Source organism: Burkholderia sp. BCC1640 (assembly GCF_902833125.1).
GTDB lineage: Bacteria > Pseudomonadota > Gammaproteobacteria > Burkholderiales > Burkholderiaceae > Burkholderia > Burkholderia diffusa.
Genome location: NZ_CADFEF010000010.1, coordinates 84,355 through 96,033 on the forward strand (window position 1 = coordinate 84,355; position 11,679 = coordinate 96,033).

Genomic DNA, 11,679 nt, shown 5'->3' on the forward strand with positions numbered 1-11,679 from the left:
CTACCTCGTCTGCTGTTGCCGCCCCGCGAGCGTTCCGATCGTCTGCATCGCGTCTTCGACGGCAGGGGTCCACGGTCGGCCATAGTTCAGCCGGACGTAGCGGTGAAAGGCGCCCGTCATCGAAAAGATCGGCCCGGGCGCAAGGCTGACCCCGTTCTCCATCGCGTCGCCGAACAACTGCATCGCATCCACGTGCGGCGGCAATTCGATCCACAGGAAATATCCGCCGCGCGGGGCATACACCTCCGTGTCGGCCGGGAAATACGCGCGAACGGCCGCGAGCATCTGCGCCTGGTGCGCGGCCAGGTTGCGCCGGAGCCTGCGCAGGAAGCGGTCGTACGCGCCGTTGCGCAGGTAACTGGACACGGCCATCTGCGCGGGCACGTCGGCCGCCGGCGCGCTCGCGTTCTTCACCTGCCTGATCTGCTTCACGTAACGTCCGGCCGCGACCCAGCCGACCCGGAATCCGGGGGCGAGGCACTTCGAGAACGAACCGCAATGCAGCACGAGCCCGTTATCGTCATACAGCTTCGCGGGACGCGTGGGCGTCGGGCCGAAATGTAGTTCTCCGAACACGTCGTCCTCGATCAGCGGCACCTGATGCGATGCGAGCAGTTCGATCAGCGCGCGCTTGCGCTCGTCGGGCAGCGTCGCGCCGGTCGGGTTGTGGAACGAGGTCATGAACCAGCACGCGCGCACCGGATGCGTGTCGAGCGCTTCGGCGAGTGAGTCGAGGTCGAGGCCGGCGCGCGGGTCGACCGGAATCTCGATGGCCTTCAGATGCAGCCGCTGCACGGCCTGCAGCACCGCGGGAAAGGCAGGGCGTTCGATCGCGACGATGTCGCCGGGGCGCGTGAGCGCCTGCAGGCTGAGCGTCAGCGCTTCAGCCGCGCCGGTCGTGATGACGATTTCTTCCATCGGCAACGACGCGCCCGCGTTCAGGTACCGCAACGCGATCTGGCGGCGCAGCGCTTCGTTGCCGGGCGGCAGGCCGGCCAGCAGTTTCGCGCGGTCCATGTTGCGGGCGGCCGTCGCCGCGTATCGCCACAGGCTGCTCATCGGAAACAGCGAATAGCTGGCGAATGCGGAACCGAGCGGCACGATGTCATCGCGCTTGAGGGAGTCGATCAGCTGGAACAGTGCATCGTCGTCGCCGGTCTGCGATGCAGCCGATTTGCGCGGTGTGTCGTGACTCGCGCGCACGCGCTTGTCATCGAGGTTCGCAACGAAATAGCCGGAACGCGCGCGCGCGACGATCAGGCCCTCGCTTTCGAGCGCGTAGTACGCGCGAAACACGGTGGAAGGACTTACACGATAGGCGCGGCACGCCGAGCGCACGGTCGGGATGCGTGCACCTGCCGGCAAATCGCCGCGCCGGATCGAATCGGCAATCGTCTGCGCGAGCACCGCATATCGCTTCATGCCTGGCCTCCGGCCGATCACGGCCGTCGCTGAAAAAAGAGTAGCACGGCGTCCGCCGCGTTCAATCCCGCCCCCAATCGCTCATCCGCGAGTTCATCCGCAACTCGCTGATACGCACGTTTTCGACCGACTCTGATCCTTTTCTTCAGACCAGCGAACCGGCATTCTTCGCAAGCCTTATTCCCGACGCGTGATCGATACGGTGTTCACGCTCCCCGACGGCGGATCCGTCACGCCCGCGCATCGTGTGCGGGACCGGGTCCGCACCGCCCTTACCTTACCCGGAAGCAACCAGCGTGAAATCGAAGTTCCTCGTCGCGGGCCTCGTGGCCGGCGTCGCACTCAACCTGTTTGGCGGCGCCGCCGAAGCGGCCTGCACCAACTATCCCCCGACTCAATCCAATGCGACGTTTCCCGCCGCACTGACCGGCAAGCTCGTCTATCACAGCTACGTGAAGTATGGCGACGGTACGAGCCAGCTGTTTCTGTACGACTTTTCGGCCCGCACGCTCACGCAGTTGAGCAAGAGCAACTGGGGCATCACCGATCCGATGAACGGCGTGTTCAGCCCCGACGGCAAGTGGCTTGCGTTCATGGGCATCAGCAATGGCGCCTGGAACGTATTCATGCTGCAGCTCGGCGCCGGCACGCCACCGGTCAACCTGACGAACAGCACTGGCGCGACGCGCAACGAGGATCCGAAGTTCAGCGCCGACGGCAAGACGCTCGTGTTCAAGCAGAACGGCGACGTGAAGCAGGGCACGCTGTCGTACACGAGCGCGGGCCCGGCGTTTACGTCGGTCGTGAGCCTGACCAACGCACCGTCCGGCGCCGAATATTCGATGCCGTTCCTCGCGCCGGACGCGAGCGCCGTCTACTACGCGACGGGCACCGGCTCGAACATGGGGCTGATGAAGCGCACGATCGCGACCGGCGCGACCGCCGTGTTTGATCAGCCGGCCGGGCTGCAGACGTATTACCCGATCGTGCGTGCGGACGGCATGGTGTTCTACGCGCGCTGGAAGGACACGGGTGGCGCCGACCAGATCTACGTAAAGACGGCGGACCCGGCGTCGACGCCGAACCAGTTGGCGCTCAACGACTGCATGAGCAACAACTCGGACCCGGCGCCGGTGAGCGGCACGAACTACGTGTTCTTCTCGTCGACGACGGCGGGCGGCTACCAGCTCTATGTGGGCGACGTGACGACCGGCCAGCGCTGGAGCCTGTCGCAATTCGGCGTGAACGCGGACACGACCAAGGCGAAGCTCGGCTCGAGCTACTATGGCGGCCCGGCCGTCGCGCAGCCGACGCTGCTGTCGCAAGGTCGTCCGGCTGTCGCGTCGGCGAGCTACAACGCATCGCTGACGCCGGACAAGGCGTTCGACGGCAACACGACGAGCACGCGCTGGGATTCGCCGGAAGGCGCGGGCGTCGATCCGCAATGGATCTCCGTCGATCTCGGTACGGTGAAGAAGATCAGCAGCGTCGATCTCTACTGGGACGCGGGCGCGCTCGTCTACCAGATCCAGACGTCGACCGACAACGCGAACTGGACGACGGTCTACTCGACGAACAACGGCGTGTCGTACGGTCACGTCACGCTGCCGAACCTGAACGCGCAGGGCCGCTACGTGCGGATGCTCGGCACGAAGCGGGCGACGCAGTGGGGTTATTCGCTCGACGAAATGCAGGTGTGGGGATCGTAAGCACCAGCAAAAAGGCGGCCTTCGAGGCCGCCTTTTTTATCGCGCCGCGCCCGCGTCACGCATGAATCAGATGAGCCGGAAACGCCGGTGCGGTAGCCGCCGCGCCCTGCGCGAGCGGTGCGACCTGCTTGCGGCGCTCGCGCGTCGGCGCGACGCCGAACGCATCGCGATAGCTCTTGCTGAAGTGGCAGGCCGACTGGAAGCCGCACGCCATCGTGATGTGCATGATCGACATGTCGGTCTGCAGCAGCAACTCGCGCGCGCGGCGCAGCCGCAGCGTCAGGTAATAGTGCGTGGGCGTCATCCCGAGATGCTCGCGGAACAGGCGCTGCAGCTGGCGCTGCGACATGTTCGCGAGTCGTGCGAGTTCCTCGCGCGACAGCGGCTCCTCGATGTTGTTCTCCATCAGCGAGATCACTTCGAACAGCGACTTGTTCGCCGAGCCGAGCCGCGCGACGAGCGGCATCCGCTGTTGCGCGCTCGTGTCGCGCACGTGTTCGACGATGAACTGCTCGGCGATCTGCGTGACGCGCGCGGTGCCCACGCGCGCGGCGATCAGGTTCAGCATCATGTCGAGCGGCGCGACGCCGCCCGTGCACGTGATGCGGTCGCGGTCGACCACGAACAGTTCCTTCAGGAAGCGCGTGTCCGGGAACTCTTCCTTCAGCGCCGACATGTTTTCCCAGTGGATCGCGCACGCATAGCCCGCGAGCAGCCCCGACTTCGCGAGCGCATAGGTGCCCGTGCACAGGCTGCCGAGCGGCAGCCCCATGCGCGCGAAGCGGCGCAGCGTCGACAGATGGACAGGCGTGGTCGCGCGTTGCACGTCGACACCGCCGCACACGAATACGATATCCGGCTGCCCCACGCATTCGGCCGGTCCCGTGTCGACCGTGAGGCCGTTGCTCGCCGTGACCGGGCCGCCGTCCGGGCTGATGATCGACCAGCGATAGAGCGGCTGGCCGCTCAGGTAGTTCGCCATCCGAAGCACCTCGATCGCATTGGTGAACGCGATCATCGTGAAGTCCGGTAAGGGCATGAACGCGAAGTGGGACAGCGACGCTGTGCGGTCGGGGGACATGGGGAGCGTTCCTTGAATCTCTAATAGCTTTTGGCCCGAGGGGCACGGATCGGGCTGCCGTATTGTGTGAGCGAGCGCAACAAGCGTGCCATACGGCTAAACCCTAGCTCCATACGTTGTATGGGCCCAAGGCGGATGCTGCACTGCACCGTAAGCGGGCCGCGCTGCACCTCGACGCGCAGCGCAGGCACCGGCGAAGTGCCTGTCCATGGATGAACCACACGCGGCGGTTTGCCGGGTCACCTGAAAAAGCACGACCGGTCACTTGTACAAAACGGACGCGCATGGCGGAAAAGGCAAAGAACGCGTCTAAATTCATCAATCCGCCGAAAATCCGAACGACAAGAATAGAGCCGTCGGCAGCCTTGCACTGGATGCGCTGGAAACCCAGGTATGGCGGGCCTCGAGCTTCGGTTACACGCCCTTTATTCTTCGTCACGGACGCACTATGTCGAACACCCAGCCTTTCTTCTCGCAGCCCCTTGCCGAGCGCGACGCGCCGGTGCGCAGCGCCATCCTGAAGGAGCTCGAGCGCCAGCAGTCGCAAGTCGAGCTGATCGCGTCGGAAAACATCGTGTCGCGCGCGGTGCTGGAGGCGCAGGGTTCGGTGCTGACCAACAAGTATGCGGAAGGCTACCCGGGCAAGCGTTACTACGGCGGCTGCGAATTCGCGGACGAGGTGGAGGCGCTGGCGATCGAGCGGGTGAAGCAGATCTTCAACGCCGGCTACGCGAACGTGCAGCCGCACTCGGGCGCGCAGGCGAACGGGTCGGTGATGCTCGCGCTGGCGAAGCCGGGCGACACCGTGCTCGGCATGTCGCTGGACGCCGGCGGCCACCTGACGCACGGCGCGAAGCCGGCGCTGTCGGGCAAGTGGTTCAACGCCGTGCAATACGGCGTGAACCGCGACACGATGCGGATCGACTACGACCAGGTTGAAGCGCTCGCACACGAGCACAAGCCGAGCCTGATCATCGCCGGCTTCTCGGCGTACCCGCGCGCACTGGACTTCGCGCGCTTCCGTGCGATCGCCGATAGCGTCGGCGCGAAGCTGATGGTCGACATGGCGCACATCGCGGGCGTGATCGCCGCCGGCCGCCATGCGAACCCGATCGAGCACGCGCACGTCGTCACGTCGACCACGCACAAGACGCTGCGCGGCCCTCGCGGCGGCTTCGTGCTGACCAACGACGAAGAGATCGCGAAGAAGATCAACTCGGCCGTGTTCCCCGGCCTGCAGGGCGGCCCGCTGATGCACGTGATCGCCGGCAAGGCCGTCGCATTCGGCGAAGTGCTGCACGCGGACTTCAAGACCTACATCGACAACGTGCTCGCGAACGCGCAGGCGCTCGGCGAAGTGCTGAAGGCAGGCGGCGTGGATCTCGTCACCGGCGGCACCGACAACCACCTGCTGCTGGTCGACCTGCGCCCGAAGGGCCTGAAGGGCGCGCCGGTCGAGCAGGCGCTGGAGCGTGCGGGCATCACCTGCAACAAGAACGGCATTCCGTTCGACACCGAGAAGCCGACTGTCACGTCGGGCATCCGCCTCGGCACGCCGGCCGGCACGACGCGCGGCTTCGGCGTCGCGGAGTTCCGCGAGATCGGCCGCCTGATTCTCGAAGTGTTCGACGCGCTGCGCGCGAACCCGGAAGGCGACCACGCAACCGAACAGCGCGTGCGCCGCGAGATCTTCGCGCTGTGCGAGCGCTTCCCGATTTACTGATCGACACCGACAACACTGGAGCGAGAGACAGATATGAGCACGCTGCATCAGGACAGCATCATCATCGACGGACTGAACATCTCGAAGTTCGAGAAGCCGGTGTTCGAGGACATGCGAAAGGGCGGCATCACGGCCGCGAACTGCACGGTGTCGGTGTGGGAGAACTTCACCAAGACCGTCGACAACATCGGCGTGATGAAGCAGAAGATCCGCGAGAACGGCGAGCTGCTGACGCTCGTGCGCACGACCGACGACATCTTCCGCGCGAAGAAGGAAGGCAAGACCGGCATCATCCTCGGCTTCCAGAACGCACATGCGTTCGAGGACAACCTCGGCTACATCGAGGCGTTCGCCGACATGGGTGTGCGCGTCGTGCAGCTTTGCTACAACACGCAGAACCTGGTCGGCACGGGCTGCTACGAGCGTGACGGCGGCCTGTCGGACTTCGGCCGCGAAGTGATCACCGAGATGAACCGCGTCGGCATCATGGTCGACCTGTCGCATGTGGGCGGTAACACGTCGTCGGAAGCGATCGCGTTCTCGAAGAAGCCGGTGTGCTACTCGCACTGCCTGCCGTCGGGCCTGAAGGAACATCCGCGCAACAAGAGCGACGCGCAGCTGAAGGAAATCGCCGACGCCGGCGGCTTCGTCGGCGTGACGATGTTCGCACCGTTCCTGAAGCGCGGTATCGAGGCGAACATCGACGACTACATCGAGGCGATCGACTACGTCGTGAACCTGATCGGCGAAGACGCGGTCGGCATCGGCACGGACTTCACGCAGGATTTCGCGAAGGAATTCTTCGACATGCTGACGCATGACAAGGGCCGCTATCGCCAGCTGACGAACTTCGGCAAGGTGATCAACCCGGACGGCATCCGCACGATCGGCGAATTCCCGAACCTGACTGCGGCGATGGAACGCCACGGCTGGAAGGAGTCGCGCATCCGCAAGATCATGGGCGAGAACTGGGTGCGCGTGTTCAAGGACGTGTGGGGCGCGTAAGCGCCCGCCGAACCGAACCGCCACCCGCGATTCAACACAAGAACAATCGGGACGTGCCGGCGCCTGTCGCGCTGGCACGCGGACGATGTCGCGCCTGGACCCGAGCCGCGCGGCTTTTTTTCCTCACGGAGTCACCACGATGCAACCGCAACTGCCGATCAACGTCGATCCCGATACCGGCGTCTGGACCACCGACGCGCTGCCGATGCTGTACGTGCCGCGCCATTTCTTCACGAACAACCACGTCGCCGTCGAGGAAGCGCTCGGCGTCGAGGCGTATGCCGAGATCCTCTACAAGGCCGGCTACAAGTCCGCATACCACTGGTGCGACAAGGAAGCGAAGCTGCACGGGCTGACCGGCATGGCCGTGTTCGAGCACTATCTGAAGCGCCTGTCGCAACGCGGCTGGGGCCTGTTCTCGATCATCGAGGCCGATCCGGCCAGCGCGCGCGCGAAGATCGAGCTGCGCCACTCGTCGTTCGTGCTCCAGCAGCCGGGCAAGGAAGGCAAGCTCTGCTACATGTTCGCGGGCTGGTTCGCCGGCGCGATGGACTGGGTCAACGACACGACGCCGGAAGGCAAGGGCGCGCCGCGCTCGCAGTCGAAGGAAGTGCAGTGTGCGGCGGAGCACCACGACCACTGCGTCTTCGAAGTGACGCCGATCGCGCACTGATGCGCTGACATCACGACACAGCAACACAACAACACCCGCAACACGAGACATTCGAACGCCAGAGGTCGCCTGCGATGCGTTATCCCCACCTGTTCAAACCCATGCAGCTGAACCAGCTGACGCTGCGCAACCGGATCGTCAGCACCGCCCACGCGGAGGTGTATGCCGAGCCGGGCGGCCTGCCGGGCGACCGCTACATCCGCTATTACGAAGAGAAGGCGAAGGGTGGCGTCGGCCTCGCGATCTGCGGCGGCTCGAGCCCCGTGTCGATCGACAGCCCGCAGGGCTGGTGGAAGTCGGTGAACCTGTCGAACGACAAGATCATCGACCCGCTCACGCGTCTCGCCGACACGATGCACAAGCACGGCGCGAAGATCATGATCCAGGCGACGCACATGGGCCGCCGCTCGTCGTTCCATGGCGAGCACTGGCCGCATCTGATGTCGCCGTCGGGCGTGCGCGAGCCGGTGCACCGCGGTAACGCGAAGATCATCGAGATCGAGGAAATCCGCCGCATCATCGGCGACTTCGCGGCGGCCGCGAAGCGCGTGAAGGCAGCCGGCATGGACGGCATCGAAATTTCCGCCGCCCACCAGCACCTGATCGACCAGTTCTGGAGCAAGCGCTCGAACCATCGCACCGACGAATGGGGCGGCAGCCTCGAGAACCGTCTGCGCTTCGGCATCGAGGTGCTGACGGCCGTGCGCGAAGCGGTCGGCAAGGACTTCTGCGTCGGCCTGCGGATGTGCGGCGACGAATTCCACGAGGACGGTCTCGATCACGAGGCGCTGAAGGAAATTGCGCAGGCGATGTCGGAGACGGGCCTGATCGACTACCTGAGCGTGGTCGGCTCGGGCGGCGACACGCACAACACGATCGCCAACTGCATGCCGCCGATGGCGCTGCCGCCGGAGCCGTTCGTGCACCTCGCGGCCGGCATCAAGTCGGTGGTGAAGATTCCCGTGATGCACGCGCAGAGCATTCGTGATGCGGGCCAGGCCGAACGCCTGCTCGCGAACGGCATGATCGACCTGGTCGGCATGACGCGTGCGCAGATCGCCGATCCGCACATGGTGATCAAGATCCGCGACGGCCGGGAAGACGAAATCAAGCAGTGCGTCGGCGCGAACTACTGCATCGACCGCCAGTACAACGGCCTCGACGTGCTCTGCATCCAGAACGCCGCGACGTCGCGCGAAGCGACGATGCCGCACATCATCGAGAAGTCGCGCGGTCCGAAGCGCAAGGTGGTGGTGGTCGGCGCGGGCCCGGCAGGGCTCGAGGCCGCACGCGTCGCGAAGCTGCGCGGCCACGACGTGGTGCTGTTCGAGAAGAACACTGAAGTGGGCGGCCAGGTGATGATCGCCGCGAAGGCGCCGCAGCGCGAACAGATGTCGGGGATCATCCGCTGGTTCGACATGGAAACGAAGCGCCTGGGTGTTGATCGCCGCCTGGGCGTCGCCGCCGACGAGAAGATGATCATGGCCGAGAAGCCGGACATCGTCGTGCTCGCAACGGGCGGTTCGAGCTTCACGTGGCAGGTGCCGGCCTGGGGCGTGGCCGAAGGGCTGGCCGTCAGCTCGTGGGACATCCTGACCGGCAAGGTCGAGCCGAAGCAGAACGTGCTGCTGTTCGACGGCGTGAGCACCCATGCGGGCGCCGGTGTGGCCGACTTCATGGCGAGCCGCGGCTCGAAGGTCGAGGTCGTGACGCCCGACGTGAAGGTGGCCGACGATTGCGGCGGCACGACGTTCCCGATCTTCTATCGTCGCCTGTATGCGCTCGGCGTGATCCCGACGCCGAACACCATGCTCGATCGCGTGTACGAGGAAGACGGCAAGATGATCGCCGTGCTGCGCAACGAATACACCGAGGAACTGGAAGAGCGCGCGGTCGACCAGGTGGTGATCGAGAACGGTTCGTCGCCGAATGACGAACTGTACTGGAAGCTCAAGCCGGAGTCCGTGAATCGCGGCCAGATCGATCCGCACACGCTGTTCGCGGCCGAGCCGCAGCCGTGCCTGTCGGAAGAACTGGGCAACGGCCGCTTCCTGCTGTTCCGTGTCGGCGACTGCATCTCGATGCACAACGTCCACGGTGCGATCTACGACTCGCTGCGTCTCGTCAAGGATTTCTAAAGATGAATCCGGCATTTCTCATTACCGCACTGCTGTGGCTGTCGGTGGCGGGGCTCGCGTTCGCGGTCGCGAAGCGCTCGTCGTACTGGCGTCTCGGGCGCGCGACGGCGCCCGGCTCGTTCGGTGTCGCGAACCTGTTCGCGATTCCGAAGCGTTACTTCGTCGACCTGCACCACGTGGTTGCCCGCGATCCGTATATCGCGAAGACCCACGTCGCGACCGCCGGCGGCGCGATCGCCGCGCTCGCGCTGGTGTTCGTCAACTACGGCCTCGCGATCTACTCGCCGTGGCTCGACAAGCTGATCTTCCTCGCGGCGCTCGCGATGCTCGTCGGCGTGGTGTTCGTCTGGCGCCGCCGCGCGGCCAAGGACGTGCCGGCGCGCTTGTCGCGCGGCCCGTGGAACGCGCTGCCCTGGCTGCTCGGCTCGTTCGCGCTCGGCCTCGTGCTGTTCATGGTCGTGCCGACCGGCGCGATGTCGGGTGCGTTCGCGGTGCTCTGCGCGCTACTGATCGGCGCCGGTGCCTTCACGATGACCGTCGGCGCAGCGAAGGGCGGCCCGATGAAGCATGCGATCGCCGGCCTGCTGCACCTTGCGTTCCACCCGCGCCAGGAGCGTTTCGCCGCCACCCGCGATTCGTTCACGGGCAACGGCACGGCCACGCCGCCGACCGCGCTGAAGCTGCCGGACATCGAGCACGAGGAGTATGGCGTCGCGAAGCCGGTCGAATTCCGCTGGAACCAGCTGCTGAGCTTCGATGCGTGCGTGCAGTGCGGCAAGTGCGAAGCCGCGTGCCCCGCGTTCGCGTCGGGCCAGCCGCTGAACCCGAAGAAACTGATCCAGGATCTCGTCGTCGGCATGGCGGGCGGCACCGATGCCGCGTACGCCGGCAGCCCGACGCCGGGCCTCGCGGTCGGCCAGCATCGCGGCGAGCCGAACGGCCCGATCGTGTCCGGCCTGATCGAGGAGCAGACGCTCTGGTCGTGCACGACCTGCCGTGCCTGTGTGCAGGAGTGCCCGATGCTGATCGAGCACGTCGACGCGATCGTCGACATGCGCCGCAACCGCACGCTGGTGCACGGCACGGTGCCGGGCAAGGGCCAGGAAGTGCTCGCGAACCTGCGCGAGACCGGCACGATGGGCGGCTACGACACGGCTGCACGTTACGACTGGTCGGTCGACCTGAATGCACCCGTCGCACAACCCGGCAAGCCGGTCGACGTGCTGTTCGTCGCGGGTGAAGGCGCGTTCGACATGCGTTACCAGCGCACGCTGCGCGCATTCGTGAAGGTGCTGAACAAGGCGGGCGTCGACTACGCGGTGCTCGGCGGGACCGAGACCGACACCGGCGACGTCGCACGCCGCCTCGGCGACGAAGCGACGTTCCAGCAGATGGCGAAGCGCCTGATCGGCACGCTCGGCTCGCTGTCGTACAAGCAGATCGTGACGGCCGACCCGCACGTGATGCACAGCCTGCGCAACGAATACCGCGCGCTCGGACTGCGCGTGACGGTCAAGCATCACACGACGTACCTCGCCGAGCTGGCCGACAGCGGCAAGATCGCGCCGAAGGCCGTCGACGCGCTGCGCGAGAAGCGCACCACGTATCACGACCCGTGCTACCTCGGCCGCTACAACGGCGAGACGGAATCGCCGCGCAAGCTGCTGAAGACGATCGGCATCCAGGTCGTCGAGATGGAGCGCAACGGCATGCGCGGCCGCTGCTGCGGCGGTGGCGGCGGTGCGCCGCTGACCGACATCCCGGGCAAGCAGCGTATTCCCGACATCCGCATCGCCGACGCGCGCGCCATCGGCGCGGACGTCGTCGCGGTCGGATGCCCGAACTGCACGGCGATGCTCGAAGGCGTCGTGGGCCCGCGCCCCGACGTGCTCGACGTGGCCGAACTCGTTGCCGCCTCGCTGGAGTGA

8 protein-coding genes are annotated in these 11,679 nt (G+C 65.8%); 6 read left to right on the forward strand and 2 right to left on the reverse strand.

The window, feature by feature from the left end; genetic code table 11:
* Nucleotides 1–1,422, reverse strand: a complete 1,422-nt coding sequence (locus tag HWX25_RS13315) for a PLP-dependent aminotransferase family protein (protein WP_175908775.1) — start codon at nt 1,420–1,422, stop codon at nt 1–3.
* Between the two features lie 296 nt (nt 1,423–1,718).
* Between HWX25_RS13315 and HWX25_RS13320 the strand changes: the two genes are divergently transcribed.
* The gene (locus HWX25_RS13320) at nt 1,719–3,131 is read left to right on the forward strand and encodes a discoidin domain-containing protein (RefSeq protein ID WP_175908776.1); all 1,413 of its coding nucleotides are present in this window, start codon (nt 1,719–1,721) and stop codon (nt 3,129–3,131) included.
* 55 nt (nt 3,132–3,186) lie between these two features.
* Here the strand turns inward: HWX25_RS13320 and HWX25_RS13325 are convergent, their stop codons facing one another.
* Entirely contained in the window at nt 3,187–4,212 is a 1,026-nt protein-coding gene (locus HWX25_RS13325) for a GlxA family transcriptional regulator (RefSeq protein ID WP_175908777.1), read from the reverse strand.
* 448 nt (nt 4,213–4,660) lie between these two features.
* Here HWX25_RS13325 and HWX25_RS13330 point away from each other — a divergent pair, with 448 nt between their 5' ends.
* From HWX25_RS13330 to HWX25_RS13350, 5 genes are all read left to right on the forward strand, one after another.
* A complete protein-coding gene (locus tag HWX25_RS13330) occupies nt 4,661–5,935 on the forward strand; it encodes a serine hydroxymethyltransferase (RefSeq protein ID WP_175908778.1) in 1,275 nt (424 codons plus the stop codon).
* 33 nt (nt 5,936–5,968) lie between these two features.
* The gene (locus tag HWX25_RS13335) at nt 5,969–6,940 is read left to right on the forward strand and encodes a dipeptidase (protein WP_044844362.1); all 972 of its coding nucleotides are present in this window, start codon (nt 5,969–5,971) and stop codon (nt 6,938–6,940) included.
* Between the two features lie 139 nt (nt 6,941–7,079).
* Nucleotides 7,080–7,613 (forward strand): DUF5943 domain-containing protein, encoded by a 534-nt coding sequence (locus HWX25_RS13340; RefSeq protein WP_175908779.1) that lies wholly within the window; start codon nt 7,080–7,082, stop codon nt 7,611–7,613.
* 74 nt (nt 7,614–7,687) lie between these two features.
* On the forward strand, nt 7,688–9,751 hold the full coding sequence (locus tag HWX25_RS13345; protein WP_059534183.1) for an NADH:flavin oxidoreductase: 2,064 nt from the start codon (nt 7,688–7,690) through the stop codon (nt 9,749–9,751).
* A 2-nt stretch (nt 9,752–9,753) separates the two neighbouring features.
* A complete protein-coding gene (locus HWX25_RS13350) occupies nt 9,754–11,679 on the forward strand; it encodes a (Fe-S)-binding protein (RefSeq protein ID WP_059534184.1) in 1,926 nt (641 codons plus the stop codon).

Excerpts from the sequence above, each read along its gene's own strand:
- HWX25_RS13315 (WP_175908775.1), bottom strand. The coding sequence starts at position 1,422 with ATGAAGCGATATGCGGTGCTCGCGCAGACGATTGCCGATTCGATCCGG.
- HWX25_RS13325 (WP_175908777.1), bottom strand. The coding sequence starts at position 4,212 with ATGTCCCCCGACCGCACAGCGTCGCTGTCCCACTTCGCGTTCATGCCC.
- HWX25_RS13330 (WP_175908778.1), top strand. The coding sequence starts at position 4,661 with ATGTCGAACACCCAGCCTTTCTTCTCGCAGCCCCTTGCCGAGCGCGAC.
- HWX25_RS13335 (WP_044844362.1), top strand. The coding sequence starts at position 5,969 with ATGAGCACGCTGCATCAGGACAGCATCATCATCGACGGACTGAACATC.
- HWX25_RS13340 (WP_175908779.1), top strand. The coding sequence starts at position 7,080 with ATGCAACCGCAACTGCCGATCAACGTCGATCCCGATACCGGCGTCTGG.
- HWX25_RS13345 (WP_059534183.1), top strand. The coding sequence starts at position 7,688 with ATGCGTTATCCCCACCTGTTCAAACCCATGCAGCTGAACCAGCTGACG.
- HWX25_RS13350 (WP_059534184.1), top strand. The coding sequence starts at position 9,754 with ATGAATCCGGCATTTCTCATTACCGCACTGCTGTGGCTGTCGGTGGCG.